Origin of the sequence: Nocardioides sp. CCNWLW239, assembly GCF_037137035.1 — a bacterium.
Classification (GTDB): Bacteria; Actinomycetota; Actinomycetes; order Propionibacteriales; family Nocardioidaceae; genus Nocardioides.
This window is the reverse complement of record NZ_JBBBNW010000002.1, coordinates 418,347-443,623: the sequence shown is the minus strand read 5'-3', so window position 1 is coordinate 443,623 and position 25,277 is coordinate 418,347. Positions and strand designations below refer to the sequence as shown.

The window sequence follows — 25,277 nt, the reverse complement described above, 5'->3', positions numbered from 1 at the left end:
CTCCGCCCTCACTGGGAGAGGAACACGCGTTGGCGACGCTGCTCCTCGGTGCCGGCATCGTCGGATGCGGCCGGCCCGTCGAGGTCGATCCGCACCGTGTGTACGGTGCCGGTGAAGGCGTTGTCGGCCGCGGCGTACTCGTCGGAAACGGGTGTGCCCAGGTCGACCCCGACGTCCAGCGTCTCGTCGAACGAGAAGTAGTAGGGGATCGTCCGCTCGACCCGTCCGTGAGCGACCTTGACCCCGTCGACCACCAGGACGGTGTCGCCACCGCGGCCGTGCCCGCCCCCGTCGTAGTGGAACTCCATCCGGATCTGGTGGCGCCCGGGGGACAGCTGCTCCTCGGCGCCGACGGTGAAGTGGGTCAGGTCGAAGTAGTTGTAGTCGTAGCGGACCGTGCCTCCGACGCAGTAGAGGGACCAGCCTCCGAAGCGTCCGCCCTGAGCGACGACGACTCCGTCGGCGCCGGTCGCGGGCACCTCGATGTCGGCGGTGATGCTGTGGGAACGGTTCTTGACGTTGGGCGTGGTCTCCTCGGTGAAGCGCCGCATGCCACCGCGGTAGGTGACCGAGCGGCGGTCTCCGATCAGGTCGACGCGTCCGGCCAACGTGGGGTTCTCCCGCTCGGTCACGCGGGGATCGAGCGGGAACACCTGGTGCTTCGCGGCCTCGATGAGGAACAGCTCCTGCAGCTCGCGCAGCAGCTGCGGGTGCTCTGCGGCCAGGTCGTGGGCCTGCGAGAAGTCCGAGTCGACGTGGTAGAGCTCCCAGACGTCGTCGCTGAAGCGCTTCCCTCCCTGCGGGACCATCTCCCAGGGCGTCCCGTGCCGCGTCACCGCCATCCAGCCCTCGTGATAGATGCCGCGGTTGCCGCACATCTCGAAGTACTGGGTACGCCGCCGCCCGGCCGCGTCGGCGTCGTCGAAGGTGTAGCGCATGCTCGAGCCCTCGATCGGCTGCTGGGCGACCCCGGCGACCGAGGCGGGCTGGGGAACGCCGGCGCAGTCGAGGATCGTGGGGAGGATGTCGATGACGTGGTGGAACTGGTCGCGGACACCGCCACGTTCGGCGATCCCCGCGGGCCAGTGCACGACCAGGCCGTCCCGGGTCCCGCCGAAGTGGGATGCGACCTGCTTCGTCCACTGGAACGGGGTGTTGAGCGCCAGCGCCCATCCGACGGGTGCGATCGGATAGGTCTCCGGGCCACCGATCCGGTCGATGTCCGCGATCATCTCCTCGGGATCGTCCACGAGGCCGTGGCCGAGCCGGTGCTCGACCGTGGTGCCTTCGATGCCGCCCTCGCCGGATGCGCCGTTGTCGCCGAGCAGGTAGACGAACAGCGTGTTGTCGAGCTCGCCGAGCTCGTCGAGCGCGGCGACGAACCGCCCGACCTGGTGGTCGGCGTGCTCGGTGAACCCGGCGAAGGTCTCCATGAAACGTGCCGACAGCGCACGTTGCGTGTCGGAGAGCTCTTCCCAGTGCGGTACGCCGTCTGCCCAGCGGGCCAGCTCGGCATCGGCCGGAGCCACGCCGAGCCGCTTCTGCTCGGCCAGCGTGAGCTCTCGTTGCTCGTCCCAGCCGTGGTCGAACCGACCTTGATACCTCTCCCGCCACTCCGGCGCGACGTGCAGCGGGGCGTGCGAGGCGCCCAGGGCGAGATAGGTGAAGAACGGCCGGTCCGGCGCCAGGGTGCGCTGGGTGCGTACCCACTCGATCGCTCGGTCGGCGAGGTCCTCGGAGAGGTGGTACCCGTCCTCGGGCCGCCGGTCCGGCTCGACCGGCGTCGTGCCCTCGTACAGCAGCGGGTACCAATGGTTCATCTCCGCACCCATGAACCCGTAGAAGCTGTCGAAGCCCTCGCCGGTCGGCCAGCGGTCGAACGGGCCCACCGGGCTGATCTCGCGCGGCGGGGTCTGGTGCCACTTGCCGAAGGCCGCGGTGCTGTAGCCGTTGCCCTGCAGGATCTGGGCGATGGTGGCCGCCGACTGCGGCCGGAACCCGTTGTAGCCGGGCGCCGATGTGGCCATCTCGGTCGTGCCGCCCATCCCGACGGAGTGGTGGTTCCGACCGGTCATCAGGGCTTGGCGGGTCGGTGAGCACAGCGCTGTCACGTGGAAGCGGGAGTAGCGCAGACCGCCCTCGGCCAGAGCCTCTGCTGTCGGCATCGTGCACGGGCCGCCGAATGCGCTGGACGTCCCGTAGCCCAGGTCGTCCATGACGACGATCACGACGTTCGGCGCTCCCTCCGGAGGCGAGGTCGGGCGCACCGGTTCGAAGTCGGCGGTCTGGTCCTCGATGCCGTGGGCGGTGGCGACGACCTGCGCTCGGTCGGGCTCGGGCAGCACATGCCGGTCAGCGTGGAATCGGGTCATGACGGGTCTCCTCGGAGGCTAGGCGGGGATGGATCAGGTCGGGCGGAGGGCTCAGGTCGTGCCGAGGTACGTCACGGTGGGTCGTCCCCGGCTGGTTCGGTCGCGCGGCCGGCCCTCGGGGTCTCGAGCTCGGCGCCCTCGAGCTGCGGGACAGGTCCTCTCCACGCGACGCGCGGTCTCGATGCTGTGGAGCGTTCGACTCGCTCCTCTTGCCGGAGCGCCTTGACCCAGCACCAGGCGACGCCGACCAGTACGAAGGTGAACGGCACGGATCCGAGGACAGCCGCCTGCTGCAAGGACACGAGTCCGCCGACGAGCAACAGTGCACAGGCGATGCCGCCCATCAGGATTCCGAGCGTCGCCACGATGATCCGGGGCGGTCTGATCTCGCCGTGGGAAGCCATGGTCGCCATCACCACTGACGCGGCGTCCGCGCCGCTGATGAAGAACAGCGCGATCAGCACCACGCAGACCGCCGAGGTCAGCACGGGGAGCGGCAGGGCGTCGAGAGCCGTGAACAACGACAGCTCCGGTGTTGCCAGCGCTCCCACGATGTCGGCGGCGCCGCTGCGTTGCAGCTCGATGCCGGTGCCGCCGACGACGGCGAACCACAGGAACCCGAAGCCGGTCGGCGCCACCACGACACCCAGGACGAACTCGCGGATCGTGCGTCCGCGGGAGATGCGGGCGACGAACATGCCGACGAAGGGGGCCCACGAGACCCACCAGGCCCAGTAGAAGATCGTCCAGCCCGCCATCCACTGCTCGTTGCCCACCCCGGTCTGCAAGGACATCGGGAGCACCTTGATGACATAGGTGCCGATGGACTCGATGCCCTCCGAGATGACGAGCACGGTGGACCCGCCGGCGATCAGGAAGAAGCAGAACATCAGGATCGTCGCGCGCATGCCGAGGGTCGCGAGGAAGTTGATCCCCTTCTCGACGCCCGAGGTGGCCGAGACGACGAAGATCCCGGTGACGACGAGGATGAGCAGCACGGCCGTCAGGTTGGATTTCGGTACGTCGAGAAGGTAGTTCAGGCCGCTGTTGAGCTGGAGCCCGTTGAGACCGAGCGCGGTCGCCGTACCGAAGAGAGTTGCCACGATCGCCAGCGCGTCCACGAGTCGCCCGAGCGGTCTGTGCGATGCGTTCGGCCCGAGCACCGGTGTCAGGGTCGAGCTGACCAGGATCGGCAGTCCCTTGCGGAAGCCGAAGTAGGCCATCGCGCCGCCCATCACCGCGTACATCGCCCAGCCGTTGAATCCCCAGTGGAAGTAGGTGTAGCGGAGGGCGACCAGCGCTGCCTCCTCCGACTGTGGCTCTGCCAGGCCGTGCGGAGGAGTGGTCCAGTGCGAGACCGGCTCCGCGATGCCGTAGAAGAGCAGACCGGCTCCGAGGCCGGCGGCGAACATCATGGAGATCCACGAGAAGGTCGCGAACTCCGGGCGTGAGTCGTCGGGTCCGAGTCGGATGCGGCCCCAGGGGTGCACGAGGAAGAAGATGCAGAGCACCAACCCGCTGAACGCGATCAGGACGAAGGCCCACCCGAAGTTGCTGATCACCCAGTCGAGCGCGGTGGACATCACCGCTCCGAGGGTTGCGGGGGAGAGGAGACCCCAGGTGACGAAGCCGGCGATCAGCGTTGCCGACCCCCAGAAGACGGCTGGGTCCACGCCCTTCATGTACCGATTCATCGGGGCCTCCCGGCGCTCATCGGAAGCGGCTCGTCGTGCCGGTCCCGCTCGGTTCATCGAGTTTCGGTCCAGGGCGTTGGTGCGAGCAACGGCGACTGGGCTAGACCAGCGATAGCCGCTGGCTATGACCCAGGACACAGGGAGGAGCGGGTCCACGCGTGTGGTGACCGCGCTGGTCGCTAGTGGCCGGGGGCCGCTCTGTCAGGTGCGTCCTGAGCACCGGCGGCGCAGGCTCTGACGCAGAAGTCGACGAACCGCAGGGCAAGGTCGCTGGCCTTGCGCTTGCGCCAGATCACGTGCACCGACCGGTGCAGCGGAGGGTCGAGCGGGTGTACGCGCGCCCCCTTGGCGGCGGCGTCGTCGGCCATCGCCTGCGGCAGGACCGCGGCCCCAGCGCCCGCCAGGACCAGGGGCGCCACCGCGGCGAGGTGAGCCGTCTCGACGGCCACATCGGTCGAGAGGCCGACGGCCTCAAGCGGTTCGGCGACGATGCCGCGCAGCACGGTGCCGTCGGGGGTGCACACCAGACCCTGCTCCGAGAGCGCACCGATCGTGATGGGTTCCTCGTCGTCGCGGCCGAGCGTCGGCACCGCGGTCGCGTCTGGTGGGCAGACGGCCATCATCTCGAGGTCGGCCAGCCATCGGCTCGCCAGGGTTCCGCCGGGAGGAGTGCCGTCGACGAGGCCGAGCTCCGCGCCGCCCATCCGCACGGTGTCCAGCACGTCGCCGTGCCACACCGGGTCAGCGACGGTGACCTGGACGCCGGGATGTAGCGCGCGAAATTCTCCGATCAACCGGGCCAGTGGCTCGACCGCCCACAACGTGTTGGTGATGACGGACAACCGGCCGAAGCCGGCCTGCGACACGGCGCGCACCGCGCCGCGCGCCACCTCGAACGATCGCAGCGACCGTCGGGCGGGCTCGAGCAGGGCCTCGCCGGCGGGGGTGAGACGTACGCCCCGGCCGTGTCGGTCGAACAGCCGGGTGTCGAGATCCCGCTCGAGCCACCCGATGGCGTTGGACAGCGACGGCTGGGCGATGGACAGCGCTTGAGCCGCGCGGGTGAAGCTTCCCAGCTCCGCTACCGTCACGAAATACTCGAGGTGGCGCCGGTCCATGCGGGGAGCATAGTGCGTCGACACGGCGGTGAGCCGCGGGCGAGGACGGGGAGGAGCCGTGCTGTTCGAGTCATCGCGGGATCACGGACGGCCACGTCAGAGCGGTCACGGCCACCACCGCCACTCCCGGCAACGCCGCCGAAGACGCGGTGATCGACGATAACGGCGATGAGCGCGCCGCGCCGGGCGTAGCATGAACGTGCGCCGTGTGCGTCAACCGGGGGGCGGCGCAATCGCCGGCACCACCGGAGGGCCCTGTGAACAAGGCTTTGCTGAACTCGCTGACCGAGAAGGAAGCGGCTCTCGTCCGCGAGGCGGACCCTGCTGCTCTACGCGAGCTGGACGAGGACCAGCTGCTCGAGCTCCACGAACGAGTGAGACGCGAGCGCACCAAGCACCTGAAGGTCTATCGGCGCGGCGCCAGCGCCGAGGTGGAGGCTGCTGGAGGGCGCGGTAAGGCCTATGACCGCAACCAGCGCGCCCGGGCCAAGGCGGAGGTCTTCGAGTCCGTGCTGGCCCAGGTCAGTCGGCAGGTCAGCGCTGCGGCCAGAAAGGCTTCGCAGGAGCTGCGGGAGGAACGCCTTGCCGAGGCCCGGGCCGCCACCAGCGCTGGGCCGCGCCGGGCGACTTCCACGAACGACGGCGGCACGCCTGTGCCCAGCACCCGGCGGGACGCGACGCGGACGACCGGAGGTCTCAAGCGTGACGCCTCCTCACGTGCGCAAGGTGCTCGCCGCCAGGCTGCGCGCGACGCTCGCTGACTGCGGCGCTCGGGGCGGCGTACCCCGCATCACCCTCGATTCACCCTCGGTTCACCCTCGAATCGGTGTCGGAACTGTTTTCTCGGGCCTCGGTGGCCTGCAGACTTCTGGCAAGGTCCCGCTGCGTCGTCGAAACCTCGCAGCGGAGCTGATCGCCGAAGGGGTCTGGACACCCTGGAAGCGCCTTGGGGGAGGAAGCACATGAGCCTGATGAGTGGTACGCCGCGGCTGTGCCGCGCGCCCGTCAGCTGTTCGTGAGCGTTCTTTCGCCTGCACAGACATGGGTGGGTGCGTCGGGGGGCGCACCCATCCATCTCTTCTCACTTCGTCGACGGCGCCATCCCCCGGTCTGGGCATCGGCACGACTCGAAGGACCTGACTTGTCACATTCGAACTTGTCACACTCGAAGATGAATGTCGCCGTGGTCCTCGGTACGCGACCGGAGGTCATCCGGCTGGCGCCACTCATCCACGAGTTCGGACGTCGCCTCGGGCCGGACAATGTCTCGGTGCTCGACACCAGCCGGCAGGACGACCCGTCGATGTCGGGCGAGATCTGGGCAAGGCACGGGCTGAGCGAGCCTGCGGCTCGTCTGGGCGGCAGTGAGATGTCCGGGCTGGAGAACATCGACAACCTGGCGGCCGTGCTCGGGGAGGAGCTCGCGCGGCAGCAGCCCGACGCCGTGATCGTCCACGGTGACACCAACTCGGCCCTTGCGGGCGCGCTGGCAGCCAAAGCCAACAGCGCACCCCTGGTCCACGTCGGGGCCGGCTTGCGCTCGTGCGATCACCGGGCGCCGGAAGAGCACAACGGCGTCATCACGGACCAGGTCGCCGATCTGTGCTGTGCGGCGACGTGGGGCAACCTCGAGAATCTCCTGGCCGAAGGGATCGACCCGAGGCGCATCGTCCGCACCGGAAGCACCGTCGTCGAGGCGGTCGCGTCCCGTCTCCCCGCGGCGTTGGTGCAGGAAGCGACCAGGACGAGCTTCGGGGTCGCGGAGGAGCGATACATCCTGGCCACGATCCATCAGCCGGAGAACACCGATGATCCGACGGCGCTCGCGACGATCCTGGCGGATCTCGGCCGTGCCGGGCGGGTGTCCCACCGGGACGTCGTGCTCCTCATGCACCCGCGCACCCGGATCACGGTCGCTCGCTTCGGGCTGTCCCATCTGCTCGGGATGTTCCACGTCATGGACCCGATCGGTCACGCCGACTTCCTCTCGCTGCTCGCCGGCGCATCGGCCGTCGTCTCCGACTCGGGCGGTGTCGCCGAGGAGGTGACGATCCTGAAGCGGCCGTTGGTCGTCGTGCGTCGTTCCACGGAACGTACCGAGTCCGTCGCCGCGGGCTTCGCGGTGCTGGCCGCCCCGCAGGACGTGTTCGACGCGACCATCCGAGCGCTGTCCGAGCCGGGCCTGTTGACCCGCCTCGCGGAGACGCCCAGCCCGTACGGCGACGGCACCGCGGCCCGCCAGATCGTCGCCCACACGATCACCCGCTTCGGAGGTCAGCGCGTGCGCAACGTCCGTCCGGTCGCCTTCAGGAGCGGCATGTTTCCCCAACCGAGGAGGGCATGAAGCACGGTCGCCCCCGCGTCTTAGGCTGTGGCCATGTCGGTACGACGATGGGTGCTCGGGGTGGAGCGTGCGTGGGATGCGGCGAGGCTCCGCCGGGCGGGGTCGCAGGTGCCGGCGGACTTCCGGATCACGTGCTACGGCGGGCACGGGAGCGCTGAGGGCGTGGTCGTGCGTGGCCGGGTCGTCGACGATCCGCCGCAGTCGGAGGCGGTGGAGGGCGAGGGGGTGGTCGCCGCCGTACGCCGGACTGTTCGCCACTTCCTGACCGACGAGCTGCCCGGGGTGCCGCTGCGGGTCACCGTGGGCGACGCCTCGGTGGACACGGTCACCGACGACGAGGGCTATTTCATCGCGCGGCTGCGGCCGGAGCCGGCGACGCTGGAGGCGCCGTGGACCCGCGGCACCGTCGAGCTGGCGGGTGACTACCGTGGCCTGACCGGCGCCTACCAGACGCCGGTTGAGGTCCGCGTGGCCGCCGACGAGGCGCAGTTCGGGGTGATCTCCGACATCGACGACACGATCCTCGAGACCGGGGTGCAGCGCGTCGGGCGGATGGTGCGGCAGACCCTCACCGGCTCGGCGCTCACGCGCACTCCCTTCCCCGGCGCGCCCGAGCTCTACCGCGACCTCGCCGCCGGTGCGAACCCGGTGTTCTACATCTCCTCCAGCCCGTGGAACCTGCATGCCTTCCTGAAAGCCTTCGTACGCCACCGCAGCTTCCCTCGCGGGCCGCTGCTGCTGCGCGACCTGCTCGGTGGTGCCGAGGGCCGCGAGACCAAGGCCGTACGCATCGACGAGGTCCTCGCACTCCATCCCGGCCTGCCGTTCGTCCTCTTGGGCGACTCCGGTGAGCACGATCCGGAGATCTATGCCGACACCGTCCGTCGGCACCCCGGCCGGATCCTCGCGGTCTACATCCGCGAGGTCAGGCTCGACCCGCACGACGGCCGGGTCGAGCAGGTGTGGAGCACCATGGGAGACGAGGTGCCGCTCGTGCTCGTCGCCGACAGCGAGGCCGTACGTCGCCACGCCAGCGGACTCGGCCTCCTCTGACGTTGCGGCGGTAGGTCACGGTCGCCGGTCGTCCAGGGCTGTCGTCTCCGCTTCGGCAGGGTGTTGCCTCCCGCCAGTACTGGGAGCGCGGCGGGAGGCAACGGGTCGTCCCCGTTCGGGCTGTCAGGATCACTGGATCCGCGCCCGTGCGGTGCGACCATCGGCCAGGAAGCGGTCCGGCACCCGGTCGGGAGCCAGATGATCCGGACAACAGCGCTCGGGTGTCGCTGTGTGCTTCCCGGACGTCTTCGACGGTGGGACGGGCTGCATCCCTGGCCGCCTGTATCCACCTGTGTCTACGGCCGAGTATGCACGGCCAAGCGCGGCCGGATCCGCCCGAACGAGGGTGAAACCAAGGTGATCCGAGGGTGAATTCGAGGTCATCCGGGTGGCCGGTGGGGCCCGCCGGTGGCTGACGACCGCGCCGGGATCAGGCCTCGTCGTATCGCTGCGTTGACGGCCCCCTCGCGGCTGGACACGCCCAGCTTGCGGTAGAGCGACTGGGTCTGTGTCTTGACCGTGTTCGCGGATACGTGGAGGTCGGCCGCGATCCGCCGAACGCTGGCCTTGCCTGCGAGATGCTCCAGGATGACGCGCTCGCGGTCGGTGAGGTTCACCGGCGCACGCAGCACGTTCAGCTTGTCCCAGACGGACTGGAGACGCACGACGTGCGCCACCGACAGATCATCGAGGGTGAGCTCGGCGGCACGGTCGATGATCGTGCGGAGCTCGTCCAGGCCCATCCGGACGAACGGCCAGACGAGACGGTTGCGCCCGCTGGTCACGAGTGCGATCTCCAGGCACCGGTCGGCCGCCTCCTCGTCATCGAGCTGACGGTAGGCCAGGAACAGCAGGAGGTGGGCCATGACGGCGAACCGGCCGCGGTCGCCGCCGACCGGTTCGAGCACGGCCGGCAGTCGTTCCACGACTGCGGCGTAGTCACCCAGCGCGAGCTGGACATGCGCGCGCACCAGGGCGTCGTTGATCGGGTCGATGCTCGGCGGTGCCGCGTCGAGCACTGCCATCGCCTGCTCGGGCCGGCCCGCGTCGAGCAGCAGCTCCGCCCGAGCAAGGATGATGTTGTACGCCTCCATGGTGCTCAACCGCCTGCCTCGGAGCGCGGCGTCAGCGAGATCCAGCTCCTGCGCGGCGATCCGCGAGTTCTGCAGGACTTGGTGGGCGATGATCCGTCCCTGGAGATCGAGCAAGCTCACCGCCAGCGGGTCGTCGATGGCGAGACCCGGTTGTGACAGGAGCGTCTGCAACGCCGTCATATCGACGGTGTGGATGGCGCGGGCGATTCCCAGGGTGGGGGATATCGCCGTTCCTCGGTCAGGGAGGGTGTCCGGGCCGAGACTGATGTGTCTCCACCACGCGGCGGTGTCGTCGACGATCCAGTGCATGAGCTCCTCGAGGTCGGCAGCGAGGGCTGCCATCCGCGGATCGCCGCCGATGGTGGCGTCCGCGCCGGCGTCGATGAAGTGGGTCAGCGCCTCCTCGACTCGTTCGCACGCGTAGGCAGTGAGGCCCGCCTGAAGGCGCACGATCGCCGCGGCGAGCTCGTTCGTCGGTGGTCTGTCAAGGCATGCCTGCAGCGTTGCGTACCCGTCTTCGATACGCCCGGCCGAGCGGTCCTCCGCGGCCCGTAGCGAGGTGATCACGGCGAGGACGTCCTCGGCGCTAGAGCTGCCCCTCGACTCCTCCTCGACGGCTCGTTCGGCGCGGTCGAGCAAGCGCTGGGCGACCTGGCGGTCGCGCGGCGCGACCGGAACGGAGCGGCCGAGCTGGGCGATGTCGATCAGCGCCCGTGCCTGGGCGACGAGGAGCTCAGCAGACAGATCGGTCGCTGAGGAGGCCGAGAGCAGTTCCAGGACCACGCTGGCCGGCACGTCGGCCAGTCGCATCCACTCGTCGCGCAGCAGGTCGAGGAGCAGTGGTCGGAGCGCGGGGTCGCTGGCGACGCTGATCGCATCCGCGACGAGCCCGTGGCCACGGAGGACCGCCACCGCCGCGCCGATCAGCTCGAGCTGTCGAGCGCTTGCGACGTCGATCGACAGCCGACGACGGAACGCGCGTCGCAACGGCGGCGGAAACCCGAAGCTCATCGGTCGTCGGCTGCTCGGCCCGAGGATCTGCGCGTCGAGCATGGCACGAAGAGCGAACGGACCGTCCGGACCGGATCCGTCGAGCACGTCCATGGCTGCTGGGGTGAGGTCCTCGGCGCCCGCTGCGACCAGGAAGTTCTCCCACAAGCCCCGGGAGATCTTCCCGGTCGACGCTCGCCGGGAGATGACATCGACCGCCCGGTCGCATCCCGTCGCCAGCACGTCGTCGTCCGTCTGCCCGCTGATGGCGATCTGGTGGATCACCGCGTCGACCACCAGTGGATATCCGCCGGTCGTCTCGACGATCCTCTCCAGGTCTCCGTCGGCGAGGTCGATGGCGCGGTGGCGGCCCAAGGCGTGGATCTCTTCGCGCGTGAAGCGCAGCGTGCGGCCGGTGATCACCGTCGACGGACGGATGCCGGCGGCTCGCAGGGCCTTGGGCCATTCCCCCGAGGCGATCACGACGAAACGGGCCTGCGGCCGAGCAGCGAGCGACTCGATCGCCGCCTCGACCGTTTCCGCGGTGCCGCCGTCCAGCACGATGACATCCGGGGCCGAACGCTCATGATCGGCGTGGCCAGGTGCCGACGGATGCCATCGGGCCGTGTGGCTCTCGGCGGACAGCCACTGTCGGACAGCCGACGTACGGCCGCTGCCGAACGGGCCATCGAGCCAAGCGACCTCGCCCGGTTCGAGACCCCTCAGTCGATCGATCACCCGGTCGCGGACCACTGTGACATCGACCCCGGTTGTTCCATCGTGCATCTGGTGCTCATCCCTCCCGCAGGGAAACGGCATCCCCCGATGCCGCTATCGATTCATCGTAGGTTTCCCGATGCCTAATGGGAGGTTGCAGCACGCGGGTAGATCACTGCTCCGAGGGCGGACCCGGACGGGCCACGCCGGACACGAAGGTCCGCGTTTCGATCATCTGGCGACCGGTGGAGCTCGGAGTAGGCAGATGCACACTTGACGTCCTCGTTCTGGGTGGCGATGCCGATTGTCGGGGGTACCTGAACACCGGTGAGATGGGGTGACCCCCGCCACACACCGCCACCTGGAGTTGCCATGTCAGAGCACGGCCACCGCCGGCACGCCTCAGAGCGTGACCGCCTCGCACCCGCGAGGATGAGAAAGATCGCCACCGCGAGCGTGATCGGAACGACGGTCGAGTGGTACGACCTCTTCATCTTCGCCACCGCGTCGGCGCTGGTGTTCAACAAGGTGTTCTTCCCGGAGGTCTCACCGGCCGTCGGGACGATCCTGTCCTTCCTCACGTTCGCCTCGGCCTACCTCGCGCGGATCGTCGGCGCGGTCCTCTTCGGTCACTTCGGCGACCGGCTCGGCCGCAAGTCGATGCTCCTGGTCTCGCTCCTCACGATGGGCGCGGCGACGTTCGCCATCGGTCTGATCCCCGACGCCGGCACGATCGGTCTCGCCGCGCCGTTCATCCTGCTGACGCTGCGGGTGATCCAGGGCCTGGCTCTCGGTGGTGAGTGGGGCGGCGCCGTGCTGATGACGGTCGAGCACGCGCCGCGCGAGCAGCGAGGCTGGTACGGCTCGCTCGTCCAGGTGGGCGTCCCGGCAGGCACCCTGATCGCGAACCTGGCCTTCCTCCTGATCAGCGCCTTCGCGTCCGAGGAAGCGCTCGTCTCGTGGGGTTGGCGGGTGCCGTTCCTGGCCTCGAGCATCCTGGTGGCCGTCGGGATCTACATCCGTCTCAACATCGAGGAGACGCCGAGCTTCCAGCAGGTCAAGGAGAAGGGCGCCAAGGCCAAGCTGCCGTTCGTGGTGCTCATGCGCGACTACTGGAAGCAGGTCCTTCTCGCCGCAGTCGCCACCCTGTCCACCGGTTCGACCTTCACCCTCCTCGTCGCCTCCGGCGTCAGCTACGGCACCTCGGAGCTGGGCCACTCCAACGACCTCATGCTCTGGGCGGTTCTGGTCGCCTGCCTGGTGGCACTCGTCGCGATCCCGGTGTTCGGGCGGCTCTCGGACCGCTACGGCCGGCGTCGCATCATCTCGCTGGGCATCCTCGGTGAGGCCGTCTTCGCGATCCCGTTCTTCCTGCTGCTCGACACCGGCTCGGCGGTCGCTGTCTTCGTCGCGTACGCCGTCATGATGCTCGCGTTCTGCGCGAACTACGGGCCGATCGCGACCTTCCTGGCCGAGCTGTTCGGCTCGAAGGTCCGCTACTCGGGCCTGTCGGTCGCCTACATGTTCTCGGGCCTCCTCGGGTCGGCGATCACGCCCGCCGTCACCGTCGCCCTCCTCGAGGCCACGGGGCGTAGCTCGTCGATCGCCTGGTACGCCTGCGGTGCCGCCGTCGCGTCGCTGGTCGCGCTCTCGCTGCTGACCCGCTACCACGGCACCGACCTCGACCCCGCGGGCGACGACGAGGCCGCACCGGTGGCGGAGGCGGCCCGATGAGCATCCGTCGCATCCGCACGATCGCCGAGCTCGGCGAACCGGTCGGGGCCTTCTCCCAGGCGGTGGTCGCCAACGGGTTCGTGTTCACCTCCGGACAGATCCCGGCGACGAGCGCCGGTCCGGTCGAGGGCGACTTCGAGACCCGTCTGCTGGCGACGCTCGACAACCTGCGTACGCTCCTGGAGGCCAGCGGCAGCGGGTTCGACCGGATCGTGAAGATCAACGGATACCTGACCGACCCCGATCACCTCGACACGTACAACCGGGTCTTCAACCGGGTCTTCGGCACCGCTGCGCTCCCGGCCCGGACCACCGTCGGCGTCACCCTGTGGGGTGTCGAGCTGGAGATCGACTGCGTCGCGCTCGTCAGCGAGGACGACGCATGACCGAGGTCTCGACCGCCCTCGCGGCGCTGGCCGAGGTGGAGGTGCCGACGCTCGGCCACTTCCTGGAGGACGGCTTCTGCGATCCCGGCATCGTGCGCGTGCAGCCGGAGGCGCGCCCGATGGCCGGCATCGCCCACACCCTGCACCTGCGCACTCCCGACGCGTTGGCGGTCAACCGTGCCCTGCGTGAGCTTCCTGCCGGGGCGGTGCTCGTCATCGAGGTCGCTGGTGGCGCGCACGCGCCCGTCGGTGCCGTGACCGCGGCGGTCGCCGTGGCGCGGCAGGCGGGCGGCATCGTGGTGGAAGGTCCGGTCACCGATGCCGCCCAGCTGCGCAGGAGCGCGGTCGCCGACCAGCTGCCCGTCTACTCCCGCGGTCTCACCTCGAGGACCACCAAGCGGCTCGGTACGAGTCTGGAAGGGCTGCACCGCCCCGTACGCGTGGGCGGTGTGACCGTCCGCGACGGCGACATCGTTCTCGGCGACGAGAACGGTGTGCTCTTCCTCGACCCGGCCGGCATCGACCCCGCCGTCATCGAGCGGGCCCGACGCTCGGACGAGGCCGAGCCCGCACTCCTGGACCAGATCTCGCGGGGCGCCGACCTCGCTCGACTTCTCCCCACGTCGCCCGAGGCGACCGACAGAAAGGCCTGACATGTACGCCGCCAACGAGACCTCGACCGGCCAGCTGTCCGCCGGGCACGCCATCGTCGCGCAGCTCGAGCGGGAGGGCGTCGAACGCGCCTACGCGGTCCCGGGGGAGTCCTTCCTCGACGTACTCGACGGACTGCACGACTCCACGATCACCACCGTCGTGACCCGGCACGAGGGCGGGAGCGGGTTCATGGCCATGGCCGAGGGTCGCCTCACCGGACGGCCGGGCATCGCGATGGTGACCCGCGGACCCGGCGCCGCGAACGCCTTCATTGCCGTCCATACGGCCTGGCAGGACGCCACCCCGATGGTCCTCTTCGTCGGGCTGGTCCCGGTGGCCGACCGCGGTCGCTTCTCGTTCCAGGAGTTCGACCTGACCGGCTGGTTCGGGTCGACCGCGAAGAAGGTCGTGACGCTCGACGACCCCACCCAGGCGGCGGCCGTCGTGGCCGACGCGATGCACACCGCGCGTACCGGCCGCCCCGGACCTGTCGTGGTCGGGCTCCCCGAGGACGTCATCCGGCAGCCGACGCCGACCCGTACCGTGGTGCCGATCGCCGACCCCGAGCTCGCTGTCAGCGAGGCCGTCCGTGAGCGGCTCCAGACCATGCTGAGCGCAGCCCGCCGCCCGGTCGTGGTCGTCGGCGGCGAAGGCTGGTCCAAGGACTCCGGTCCCACGCTGAGCCGTTGGGCTGCCGAGCAGGGCATCCCGGTCCTCGGCGACTTCCGCGCCTACGACGCGGTGCCGCACGTCCTCGAGGACGGCCCCGGTGCGTACGTCGGTTTCACGGGCTACGGCCGTGGTGACCACGTCGCCGAGATCCTCGACACCGCCGACCTGGCGATCTATGTCGGCGCTCCCCGGACCGACGTCGGCAGCGACGGTTACACCCGGGGACTCGACACCCCGACCGTGGTCGCGGTGCCCGGTGAGCCGCTCGGCCACTCGGGCCGGTTGGACGCGCTCGTCACGGCCGCACCGCAGGCCTTCGTCGACGTGCTCGTGGGCCTGTCGACCGAGGCGGTGGAGGCCGACTGGCTTCCGACCGCCCGACGTCGATACCAGGAGTTCGTCACCCCGCAGCCGACGCCGAGCACCGAGTTCGTCGACATGGATGCGGTGATGACGGTGCTTCGCGACGAGCTCGACGACGACGCGGTGATCACCTATGGCGCGGGCAACCACTCCGTGTGGCCGAGCCGCTACCTGCGCCACACGTCTCCGGCCTCGCTGGTGGCGCCGCGCAACGGCGCGATGGGGGTCGGGATCCCGGCTGCCGTCGCGGCAGCCATGGTCCACCCCGGCCGCCAGGTCGTGTCGGTCGCCGGCGACGGCTGCTTCATGATGAATGGGCAGGAGATCGCCACGGCGGTCGGCTACGACGCCCCCTTCATCGCGATCGTGGTGGACAACGGCGTGTTCGCGACCATCCGGGAGCACCAGGAGCGCCACTACCCCGGACGACCGTCCGGCACCCACCTGACCAACCCCGACTTCGCCGCCTGGGCGGAGTCGTACGGGGCGTACGGCGAGCGGGTCGAGACAGCCGACGACTTCGCCGGTGCCTTCCGGCGCGCCGTCGCCAGCGGCCGTCCGGCAGTGCTGCACCTGATCCAGGACCCCGATGTCCGTGCCCCGGAGACCGCGGTGCGCGACGCTCAGGCAGGAGAGGACGCGTGATGACCGACTACCGAGTGGTCGACCCGGCCACCAACACCGTGCTGGCGACGTACCCGGCGGTGACCGACGACGAGGTCGCTGCCGCGGTCGAGGGCTCGGCCGAGGCGTTCCGCGCCTGGCGGGCCCGTCCGGTCGCCGACCGCGCTGCGGTGCTCGCCGAGGTCGCCGCGGCGATCCGGGGCGAGATCGACGAGCTGGGCGCGATCGCGACCCGAGAGATGGGGAAGACCGTCGCCGAGGCGCACGGCGAGCTCCAGATCGTCGCAGACATCTTCGACTACTACGCCGAGCAGGGGCCGGGTTTCATCGCGGACCGGACGCTCCCGGTCGCGGAAGGCGAGGCGACCGTACGCTTCGAGCCGCTCGGCGTGCTCCTCGGGATCATGCCGTGGAACTACCCCTACTACCAGATCGCCCGGCTCGCGGCCCCCAACCTGCTGCTGGGCAACACCGTGCTGCTCAAGCCGGCTCCGGCCTGTCCGGAGTCGGCGTACGCCTTCCAGCGGCTCTTGCGTGGCGCGGGCATCCCCGAGGGTGTCTACGAGACCGTCCTGGCCACGAACGAGCAGGTCCGTTCCGTGATCGAGCACCCCGCCGTGCAGGGGGTCTCGCTGACCGGGTCCGAGCGGGCAGGCCGTGCCGTCGGCGAGATCGCCGGTCGCGCGCTGAAGAAGGTCGTGCTCGAGCTCGGCGGCTCGGACCCCTTCATCGTGCTCGACGACGCCGACGTGGTGGAGGCGGCGAAGGCCGCGGTCGTCGGGCGCATGGGCAACGCCGGCCAAGCGTGCACCGCCGCCAAGCGGATCATCGTGGTCGAGGACGTCTACGACGAGTTCCTCGCCGAGTTCACCCGCGGGGTCGCCGCGCTGCGGGTCGGTGACCCGGCGGTCCCGGGAACCGACCTCGGCCCGCTCTCCTCGGAGTCGGCGGCCGCGACGATCACCGAGTTCATCGAGGACGCCGTCGCCGCCGGCGCCCGCGCCGTCGCCGGTGGACCGGAACGGCCTGCGACAGGTGCCTTCGTCCAGCCCACGGTGCTCGTCGACGTACCGGAAGCCGCGCGCGCCTACCGCGAGGAGGTGTTCGGTCCGGTCGCCGTGGTCCACAAGGTGACCGACGTCGAGGAGGCGATCCGGGTCGCCAACGACACCCCGTTCGGGCTCGGCAGCGCCGTCTTCGGGAAGGACCCGGACAGGCTGCGTCAGGTCGTGGACCGGCTCGAGGTCGGCATGGTCGCCATCAACCACTCGTCACGGACGCAGGCGGACCTGCCGTTCGGTGGGGTCAAGGCGTCCGGCATCGGCAGGGAGCTCGGCGAGTTCGGGCTCCACGAGTTCGTCAACGTCAAGCTCGTGCGTACGGTCTGAGAACAGTCGCCGCTATCGCTCGCGTCCCTCGTCGCGCATGTCCGGCGCGTTCATGAGGACGTGGGCGAGCGCGGCCTGCTCGGGCACGGTGATGTCGAGCCCCGTCAGCGACTGGAAGCGGTGCAGCCGCTTCAGGATCGTGTTGCGGTGGCAGAACAGGGTGTCGGCGGTCGCCGAGATCGACCCCGTGCTCAGGTATTCCCTGGCTGTGCGGACCAGGGTCGTGCGCGCATGGTCCGGCAGCTCGCGTACGGCATCGAGGCGATCCGCACCGAGCGCCGCGATGGCGGGACCCAGGTCGTCGTTCAACAGCTGGGGCCAGTGGTCGTCCATGAGTGCCGCGTGCCCGGGCCGGGCCAGCTGGGCGAGCTTGCGGGCCACCGGCCACAGGCCCGGCAGCTGCCCGAGGTCGCGGGCCCGCGGGGAGACGCCGGCCGGGAGACGCAACAGACGCTGCCACCCGGTCCTGCCCAGCTGCGGCGGGTGCACGATGGCCAGCTCGTAGCCGTCGCTGGAATGGACCGCGAGCCCTCCCTGGAGCGCCTCGACGCCGTTGCGGAACGCCCGACTGTGATCGGGGCGGGCGACGACGAGAACCAGGTCCTCGGTCGACGCGACGCCGAGCGTCCGGGCGGTCGCCTCACGCTGTCGCTGGTCGTCGATCCCGGTGACCAGGAGCTGGCGTACGAGATATCCACGCTCCAGCTCGGTCTCACGCCGCAGGCTCATCAGCTCTTCGGTGTAGGCGGACTGCACGTGGTTGCTGTGGGTCTCGACGGTGTCCCACAAGGTGACCACGTCATCGGTGAACTCGTGCGCCTGCTCGGGGCCGACGACCGCGGTCAGCGACTCCCACAGGAACCGGAAGTCCATCCGAACTGCCCGCAACAGAGAGTCCAGCGGAAGGCCCTGCCGCGCGCGATGGCGACCGATGGCGGCCGATCGCTCGGAGAACGCGTCGGCGACGTCCTCCCCGGCCAGCTGCCGCAGCATCAGCTCGAGAACGGCCCGGGCCGACCGGTCGAGCTCGTCGTCGCTCACCGTCGCCGGCAGGTATCCGGGCAGTGCCCGGACCTCGGCTCGGTAGCGGAGCGCCATCGCGTCGACGTCGCCGAGACACGTGCGTGCGGCGGCCTCGAGACGCCCGTGGGGATGCATATGCACATCGTAGGCATCACATTGCGATGCGGGTGTCACTGGCTCCCGGTCGTCGGCTGGACCAGACTCGTCGAGTACGACGCTGATGACGCCCGGCGCGCGGAGATGCGCGCAGGGGATGAGCTGACGGAGCAGAGATGACCACCATGACACCGCCCGATGGCGAGGTCGCCGTGACCGACAGGGAAGCCGCCCGCATCGCCCGCGCCGCGTTCGTGGGGACGGCGCTCGAGTGGTACGACTACTTTCTCTTCGGCACCGCTGCAGCGCTCGTGTTCAACCGCCTCTTCTTCACCGAGCTGAACCCCACCGCCGCGACCATGGCGGCATTTGCAACCTTCGGTGTGGGGTTCGCGGCCCGCCCGATCGGCGCGGTCATCTTCGGCTACGTCGGCGACCGGTTCGGTCGCCGCCCCGCGCTCCTGACGACGATCGTGATGATCGGGGTCGCGACGGGCGTCATCGGTCTGATCCCCGACTACGGCAGCATCGGTCTCGCCGCTCCCATCGCCCTCGCGGTGCTCCGGCTCGTCCAAGGACTTGCCGTCGGCGGGGAGTGGGGCGGCGCGGTCACGATCGCGGTCGAGCACGCGCCACCGGAGCATCGCGGCCGCTTCGCCGCGCTGGTGCAGATCGGCTCGCCGGTCGGCACCCTGCTCTCCTCGAGCGCCTTCTCGCTCGTGCTGCTCCTGCCCGACGACTCGTTCGACGCGTGGGGCTGGCGCATCCCGTTCCTGCTCGCCTTCCCGCTGCTGGGCATCGCCCTCTACATCCGGATCAAGATCGAAGAGTCACCGGTCTTCGAGCAGATGGTCGACCTCGAGGAGCACGCCAAGGTCCCCGCCCTCGACCTCTTCCGCTACGCCGGCGGCCGGCTCGTCGTGGCGGTGGCTGCTGCTTTCCTCGGCGTCGGCGGCTTCTACGTCATGACCACCTTCGCCGTCAGCTACGGCGTCAACAACCTCGGCGTGGACCGCTCCGTGATGGTCAACGCGACCCTGATCGCCGCGATCGTCCAGATCCCGATGACCATCGTCGCGGGCCGTGTCGGCGAACGCTTCGGTGCCGGCCGGATGACCGTCGCCGGCGGTCTCGCCACCGCGATCGGCGCCTACCCGCTGTTCCTGCTCATCGACACCGGGAACACCGCGACCATCATCGTCGCGATCACCGTCGGCATCGTCCTGCTCACCATCGCGTACGCCGTCACCGGGGCGCTGCTCACCGAGCTGTTCCCTCCGCACCTCCGCTACAGCGGGGTCGCGCTCGGCTACAACCTCGCCGGCGCGCTCAGCGGCTTCCTCCCCCTCGCCGCGACGGCGCTGCTCTCCGCGAGCCACGACCAGTCGTGGTCCGTCGCCCTCCTGCTCGCCGGCATCGCTCTCGTCACCGCCGTCGGTGGGGTGATCGGCTCGCGCCTCCGCATCACCGACGACCGTCTTGTCACCTCGGCTCACTCCTGAAAGGACCCTTCACATGTCCGAGACCGTCACCCCCACCGCCGTCCTCAGCGAGGCGCAGCGTCAACGGATCCTCGACGCCGTCGACGCGGCGTTCGACGACCAGATCTCCTTCACCCAGGAGCTGGTACGGCACCCCTCTGTGCGTACGAACGAACGGTCCGCCCAGGACCTGATCTTCGGCGCGCTGGAGCAGCGCGGCCTGGAGATGGACCGCTGGCAGCTCGACACCGACGAGCTGGGCGAGCACCCCGGCGCGGGCTACGTCGAGGTCTCCTACGACGGGGTCGACAACGTCGTCGGCACCTACCGGCCGGCGAGCGAGGACGGGCGGTCGCTGATCCTCAACGGACACATCGACGTGGTGCCCGAGGGGCCGGAGGACCAGTGGTCCCGCTCGCCCTGGGACGCCGCCATCATCGACGGTTGGCTGCACGGCCGCGGCGCCGGTGACATGAAGTCCGGCCTCGTCGCCAACATGTTCGCCCTCGACGCGGTCCGCGCCGCCGGGCTCACGCCGAAGGGCCGCATCCACCTGCAGTCGGTCGTCGAGGAGGAGTGCACCGGCAACGGATCGCTCTCGGCCCTGATGCGCGGCTACACCGCCGACGCCGTGCTCATCCCGGAGCCGGAGGAGGACATGCTCGTCCGCGCCAACGTCGGGGTGATCTGGTTCCGCGTCCGCGTCTCCGGCCAGCCGACCCACCCGCGCGAGATGTCCCACGGGTTCAACGCGATCGACGCGGCGTACCACGTCGTCGGCCGCCTGCGTGAGCTCGAGGAGCGGTGGAACGAGGAGAAGGTCAAGCACCGCTACTTCGAGGACCTCGACCACCCGATCAACCTCAACGTCGGCAAGATCAACGGTGGCGACTGGGGCTCGAGCGTCCCGGCGTGGTGCGAGGTCGACCTGCGCATCGCGCTCTACCCGGGCGTGACCGCCGAGGACGCGTGGGAGGAGATCACCGCCGAGCTCGCGAAGATCACCGAGGACGACGGCGGGCACGCGATCGAGGCCGTCGCGACTCGCACCGGCTTCTTCGCCCAGGGGTACGTCCTGGAGGAGGGCTCCGCGGCCGAGGAGACCCTGCGTGAGTCGCACCGCGCCGCCTTCGGCGGTGCCGAGCTGGGCAGCTTCACCACCCCGGGCTACCTCGACGGACGGGTGTTCGTGCAGTACGCCGACATCCCGACCCTCGTCTACGGCCCGATCTCCGAGGCGATCCACGGCAACGACGAGCGCGTCGACATCGAGTCCGTCCGCCGCATCACCAAGGCGATCGCGCTGTTCATCGCCGAGTGGTGCGGGGTCGACGAAACGGCCTGATCGCATCACGTTGACCCGGCTCCGACCTGCACTTCACCGCGGGTCGGAGCCGGTTCGTCTCCGGGGGTCCGCCCGGCCGTCCCCTCCCGGGAGCGGCACGAGGGTCTTGCGTGGTTCGCGACGGGTGTGGTGCTGTGGCGCACCACCATGAGCTCGGTCCGTCGATGCCGCGGTCTCGAGGCGCGAAGGGAGCATTCGTGGATCTGGTCCGTCATCTGTTCGCGGCGCGCAGCGTCGCGGTCGTGGGTGCGTCGTCGAACGGTCTCAAGGCAGCGGGACGTACGTTGCGCTACCTCCTGATGCATGGCTTCCAGGGTGAGATCTATCCGGTCAATCCGAGCCGTCGCGAGGTCCAGGGCCTGCGTTGCTACGCCGCGCTGAGCGAGCTTCCTGCCGTTCCCGAGCTGGCTGTCGTCGTGGTCCAGGCCTCCGAGGTGGCGACGGCCGTCGCCGAGTGCGGGAAGCTCGGCGTCCCGGTCGCGATCGTGTTCGCGTCCGGGTTCGCCGAGACCGGCCCTGAGGGCGCTGCGTTGCAGGACGAGGTCGCGGCGGTCGCTCGGCGCCACGGAGTCCGGGTGCTCGGCCCGAACTGCAACGGGGTGATCGGCGCTGCGGACGCGGTGACGGCGACCTTCATGACCGGGATCGACGACGAGTCGCTCGTGCTGCGCGACGACGGCGTCGCCTTCGTCACCCAGAGCGGCGCGATGGGCGCCTTCATCCTGACCGAGGCGCAGACGTCCGGCCTCGGTCTCGGCCGGTTCGTCAGCACCGGCAACGAGATGGACATCTCGCTTCCGGAGGTGATCGACGGCCTCGTCCAGGACGAGGCCACGAAGGTCGTGCTCGGGTACGTCGAAGGGGTCCGGGCCCCGCAGCGCCTGCGCCAGGCGTTGGCGACCGCCCGCGCGAACGGCGTACCGGTGTGTCTGATGAAGGTGGGACGTTCCCGGGCGGGCGCGGCCGCGGCCGCCTCGCACACGGGTGCGCTGGCCGGTGCCGACGCCGTCTTCGACGGGCTGCTCGCCCAGTACGGTGCCGTACGTGCCCACGACGTCGATCATCTGCTCGACCTCGGGCGGGTGTTCGGGCTGAGTGCTCGACCCCGGGGAGGTCGGTTGACGGTGATCACGCTCTCCGGCGGGGCGGGGGTGCTGATGGCCGATGCCATCGAGGACCACAGCCTCGAGCTCGCGCCCTGGGATCAGGCCTGGTCGGAGCGCTTGGCCGCGGTGCTGCCGGCGTTCGCATCGGTCCGCAACCCGATCGATGTGACCGGTGCGCTCGTGACCGATCCCGAGCTCCTCGGCAAGGCCCTCGACGTCGCCATCGACCATCCCGACACCGACATCATCACCGTGCTGGTCGGCAACATGCAGCGTCAGGAGGACCAGGTCTGCGAGATCGTGGAGGCTGCTGCCGCACGCACCGACAAGCCCATCGTCACGGTGTGGGTCGGTGGCACCGGCCGTGCCGTACCCCGCCTCGCGCGGGCCGGGCTGGTCGGGTTCACCGAACCGGTCCGAGCAGTCCGGGCGATGTCTGCCCTCGTCCGGTTCTGGGCGCCAGCCGATGCCGCGCGGGCAGCCGCGGCGACGACGGACCTCCGGGTCGAACCGGGCACCGGGCCAGGTCGTCGACGAGATCGAGGCCAAACGGCTGCTCGCGGCCCACGGCGTACCCGTCGTGCCCGAAGCGGAGGCCGTGACCGAGGACGACGCTGCGGCGGCAGCCGCCCGGCTGGGTTTCCCAGCGGTCGTGAAGATCCTGTCGACCGAGGTCGCGCACAAGTCGGATCTGGGACTGGTGCAGGTCGGGCTGGCGGACGCGGACCAGGTGCGCGCCGCTGCCGCCCGGATCCTCGCGGCCGCCGAGCAGCACGGCGTGACCGATCGCCGCCTCGTCGTCCAGCCGATGATCTCCTCGGAGACCGAGCTGATCCTCGGCATGCGCCGTGATCCCGTGTTCGGTCCGGTGGTGGTGCTGGGCATCGGCGGCGTACTCACGGAGATCGCCGCCGACGTCCAGGTGCGACTGCCGCCGCTGACCACCGATGACGCGCACGCGATGATGGATCGGCTGCGCCATGCCGAGCTCCTCGACGGTCCCCGCGGACGGGTCGCCGTCGACAGGGACGCGCTCGCTGCCGCGGTGGTCGCCTTCTCCGATCTCGTCCAGCGAGAGGCCGACGACCTGGAGGCACTCGAGATCAACCCGTTGATCATCGACGCGTCAGGCCGGCCGGTCGCCGTGGATGCGCTGCTCGTCAGAGCGAGTCAGGGATTGACGGCCGAGGTGGCCTCCGGTGAGGCGACGTCCTCGGCCTCGGTGGGCCGCCGCGACCAGTAGCTCGCCAGGATCGAGCCGGAGACGTTGTGCCAGACCGAGAAGATCGCGGCGGGCAGCGCGGCAGCGGGTGAGAAGTGGACGGTGGCGAGGGCGGCGGCGAGGCCGGAGTTCTGCATGCCGACCTCGATGCTGATCGCGCGGCGGCTCGAGACGGGCATGCCGCAGACGCGCCCGACGGCGTAGCCGAGGGCAAGGCCTCCGATGTTGTGCAGGACCACGGCGAGCACGACCAGGAGACCGACGGAGAGCAGGGTCGAGGCGCTGCCGGCGACGACGGCGAGCACGACCGCGGTGATGCCGGCGACCGAGATCAGCGGGAGCACGTCGATCACCCGCTCGATGAGCCGGGGCAGCAGCAGCCGGAGGACCAGCCCGAGCAGCACCGGCACGAGCACGATCTCGACGATCGAGACGAACAGGTCCTTCCCGGAGACCGGGAGGTCCTCGCCGATCAGGAGCAGCACCAGCAGGGGTGTCATGACGGGCGCGAGGAGCGTGGACACCGAGGTCATCGCCACCGACAGCGCCGTGTCGCCGCGGGCGAGGAAGACCATCACGTTGGAGGCGGTGCCGCCGGGCGCGCAGCCCACCAGGATCATGCCGGCGGTGAGCACGGCGGACAGGCCGAGCAGGTGAGCGATGCTCCACCCGAGCAGCGGCATCAAGGTGTATTGCGCGGCGACGCCCAGCAGCAGCGCCCACGGTCGCCGTCCGATGATCGCGAAGTCGCTGGGCCGCAGGGTCATGCCCATGCCGAGCATGATGATCTGGAGCAGCAGGGGCACCTGCGCCGCCCACCCGTCGAAGGTGCTGGGTGTGGCCAGCGCGACGGCGCCGGCGACGAGGACGATCAAGGCGAACCAGCGTCCTACGAAGGTGCTGATCTTCCTGACTGTGTTCATGCTCTTCCTTCCCGGACGGTGAGCGGCCAGTGGGCGCTCGCATGCGCGAGTGCCGGCTTCTCGAGGACGTCGACGAGGCGCTCGAACAGGGCGGTCGCGGCAGGTGCGCTCCAGTCCGGGGCGAGCACCTCAAGGGGCAGTCCCGGGTCGCGGAAGGGCAGCTTGCGCCACTGGCTGACGATGCCGAGGTACGTCACGAAGGCTTCCTGTCCCGACGGCGCGGCACGCTCGAGCCGCCCGGAGAGATCGCTGTGGGCAGTGATGAAGTCGCGGTAGCTCTGGTCGATCGCCGCCAGGTCCCAGCTGTTGTAGAGCAGCTCGGTGAGGTCCTGGGTGCCCTGGTAGCCGCCGACGAAGATCGCGGCGTACGACTCGAGCCCGAGCTCGGTCACGGCCCGTTCGGCCGCCTCGCGCATCCGCGCGGGCGCGATCCACAGGGCGGTGCCGACGTTGCCGAAGCCCAGGTGCGAGAGATGGGCCCGCAGCTGGTGGCGCTTGGCGCGCAGCGACTCGGGTATGCCGAAGTGCACGATGCACCAGCCGTCGGCCAGGTCCGCGGGCTTGCGGGCGTGCCAGATGACCTCGTCGCCGGCGGCGAGCGTGGTCAGGGCGGTCGGGGTGAGGCCGTAACCGCGGGTGCCCGCGCGGGTCTCCGAGACGAGCCAGCCGTTGCGCTTGAGGCGGTGCACCGCGGTGCGTACGCTCGGCGCGTCCAGCCCGGCCTGGGTGAGCAGGTCGACGGCGCCGGCGATCGGCATCCAGTCTCCGAGCGGGCGCACGACGGCACCGAGGAAGGTCACCACGGTGGTGCGCGAGCGCTGGCTCTGCTGCGCTGCCGGTGCAGTCTCCTCCTCCGTCACCTGCGGCATTCTGCCGGA

Annotated in this window: 18 protein-coding genes and 1 pseudogene; 12 read left to right on the top strand and 7 right to left on the bottom strand. The window is 70.1% G+C overall.

All coding sequences use genetic code 11. The features are described 5' to 3' along the window. Positions 1 to 8 precede the first annotated feature (8 nt). From WBG06_RS08045 to WBG06_RS08035, 3 genes are all read right to left on the bottom strand, one after another. Complete coding sequence (locus WBG06_RS08045; RefSeq protein WP_336736070.1) at positions 9 to 2,372, bottom strand: arylsulfatase; 2,364 nt, start codon at positions 2,370 to 2,372, stop codon at positions 9 to 11. A 71-nt stretch (positions 2,373 to 2,443) separates the two neighbouring features. Further along, positions 2,444 to 4,066 (bottom strand): BCCT family transporter, encoded by a 1,623-nt coding sequence (locus tag WBG06_RS08040; RefSeq protein ID WP_336736069.1) that lies wholly within the window; start codon positions 4,064 to 4,066, stop codon positions 2,444 to 2,446. Between the two features lie 179 nt (positions 4,067 to 4,245). After that, positions 4,246 to 5,184, bottom strand: coding sequence for a LysR family transcriptional regulator (locus WBG06_RS08035; RefSeq protein WP_336736068.1), 939 nt, complete (start codon positions 5,182 to 5,184; stop codon positions 4,246 to 4,248). A 257-nt stretch (positions 5,185 to 5,441) separates the two neighbouring features. On the opposite strand from WBG06_RS08035, the gene WBG06_RS08030 reads away from it, so the two are divergent. From WBG06_RS08030 to WBG06_RS08020, 3 genes are all read left to right on the top strand, one after another. Then, positions 5,442 to 5,945, top strand: a complete 504-nt coding sequence (locus WBG06_RS08030; RefSeq protein ID WP_336736067.1) for a hypothetical protein — start codon at positions 5,442 to 5,444, stop codon at positions 5,943 to 5,945. A 410-nt stretch (positions 5,946 to 6,355) separates the two neighbouring features. Next, the gene (wecB, locus tag WBG06_RS08025; protein ID WP_336736066.1) at positions 6,356 to 7,528 is read left to right on the top strand and encodes a non-hydrolyzing UDP-N-acetylglucosamine 2-epimerase; all 1,173 of its coding nucleotides are present in this window, start codon (positions 6,356 to 6,358) and stop codon (positions 7,526 to 7,528) included. Positions 7,529 to 7,561: 33 nt separating this feature from the next. Further along, the gene (locus WBG06_RS08020) at positions 7,562 to 8,581 is read left to right on the top strand and encodes an App1 family protein (protein ID WP_336736065.1); all 1,020 of its coding nucleotides are present in this window, start codon (positions 7,562 to 7,564) and stop codon (positions 8,579 to 8,581) included. A gap of 380 nt (positions 8,582 to 8,961) precedes the next feature. Here the strand turns inward: WBG06_RS08020 and WBG06_RS08015 are convergent, their stop codons facing one another. Beyond that, positions 8,962 to 11,451, bottom strand: coding sequence for a LuxR C-terminal-related transcriptional regulator (locus WBG06_RS08015; protein WP_336736064.1), 2,490 nt, complete (start codon positions 11,449 to 11,451; stop codon positions 8,962 to 8,964). Between the two features lie 363 nt (positions 11,452 to 11,814). Between WBG06_RS08015 and WBG06_RS08010 the strand changes: the two genes are divergently transcribed. The 5 genes from WBG06_RS08010 to WBG06_RS07990 are packed head-to-tail and all read left to right on the top strand — an operon-like array spanning position 11,815 to position 17,203. Next, positions 11,815 to 13,116, top strand: coding sequence for an MFS transporter (locus tag WBG06_RS08010; protein WP_336736063.1), 1,302 nt, complete (start codon positions 11,815 to 11,817; stop codon positions 13,114 to 13,116). Beyond that, complete coding sequence (locus tag WBG06_RS08005; RefSeq protein WP_336736062.1) at positions 13,113 to 13,502, top strand: RidA family protein; 390 nt, start codon at positions 13,113 to 13,115, stop codon at positions 13,500 to 13,502. Before WBG06_RS08010 ends, WBG06_RS08005 begins: the two co-directional genes overlap by 4 nt. Beyond that, positions 13,499 to 14,155, top strand: a complete 657-nt coding sequence (locus WBG06_RS08000; RefSeq protein WP_336736061.1) for an RraA family protein — start codon at positions 13,499 to 13,501, stop codon at positions 14,153 to 14,155. Before WBG06_RS08005 ends, WBG06_RS08000 begins: the two co-directional genes overlap by 4 nt. Position 14,156: 1 nt before the next feature. Further along, positions 14,157 to 15,836, top strand: a complete 1,680-nt coding sequence (locus WBG06_RS07995) for a thiamine pyrophosphate-dependent enzyme (protein ID WP_336736060.1) — start codon at positions 14,157 to 14,159, stop codon at positions 15,834 to 15,836. Beyond that, entirely contained in the window at positions 15,836 to 17,203 is a 1,368-nt protein-coding gene (locus WBG06_RS07990) for an aldehyde dehydrogenase family protein (RefSeq protein WP_336736059.1), read from the top strand. Before WBG06_RS07995 ends, WBG06_RS07990 begins: the two co-directional genes overlap by 1 nt. Before the next feature lie 12 nt (positions 17,204 to 17,215). Here the strand turns inward: WBG06_RS07990 and WBG06_RS07985 are convergent, their stop codons facing one another. Beyond that, complete coding sequence (locus tag WBG06_RS07985) at positions 17,216 to 18,361, bottom strand: PucR family transcriptional regulator (protein WP_336736058.1); 1,146 nt, start codon at positions 18,359 to 18,361, stop codon at positions 17,216 to 17,218. Between the two features lie 137 nt (positions 18,362 to 18,498). Between WBG06_RS07985 and WBG06_RS07980 the strand changes: the two genes are divergently transcribed. The 4 genes and pseudogenes from WBG06_RS07980 (at position 18,499) to WBG06_RS07965 (ending at position 23,497) form a co-directional block, all read left to right on the top strand. Further along, the gene (locus tag WBG06_RS07980) at positions 18,499 to 19,824 is read left to right on the top strand and encodes an MFS transporter (protein WP_336736057.1); all 1,326 of its coding nucleotides are present in this window, start codon (positions 18,499 to 18,501) and stop codon (positions 19,822 to 19,824) included. 13 nt (positions 19,825 to 19,837) lie between these two features. After that, positions 19,838 to 21,148: an ArgE/DapE family deacylase gene (locus WBG06_RS07975; RefSeq protein ID WP_336736056.1), complete on the top strand. Its 1,311-nt coding sequence runs from the start codon at positions 19,838 to 19,840 to the stop codon at positions 21,146 to 21,148. Between the two features lie 164 nt (positions 21,149 to 21,312). Continuing rightward, positions 21,313 to 22,596 (top strand): annotated as a pseudogene (locus WBG06_RS07970) (acetate--CoA ligase family protein); the annotation flags it as partial. 124 nt (positions 22,597 to 22,720) lie between these two features. Beyond that, entirely contained in the window at positions 22,721 to 23,497 is a 777-nt protein-coding gene (locus WBG06_RS07965) for an acetate--CoA ligase family protein (RefSeq protein ID WP_336736055.1), read from the top strand. Here WBG06_RS07965 and WBG06_RS07960 read toward each other — a convergent pair. Further along, positions 23,425 to 24,399: a bile acid:sodium symporter family protein gene (locus WBG06_RS07960; protein ID WP_336736054.1), complete on the bottom strand. Its 975-nt coding sequence runs from the start codon at positions 24,397 to 24,399 to the stop codon at positions 23,425 to 23,427. The two genes, WBG06_RS07965 and WBG06_RS07960, sit on opposite strands and share 73 nt — an antisense overlap. After that, entirely contained in the window at positions 24,396 to 25,259 is an 864-nt protein-coding gene (locus tag WBG06_RS07955; protein ID WP_336736053.1) for a PaaX family transcriptional regulator, read from the bottom strand. Before WBG06_RS07955 ends, WBG06_RS07960 begins: the two co-directional genes overlap by 4 nt. Positions 25,260 to 25,277: the final 18 nt, after the last annotated feature.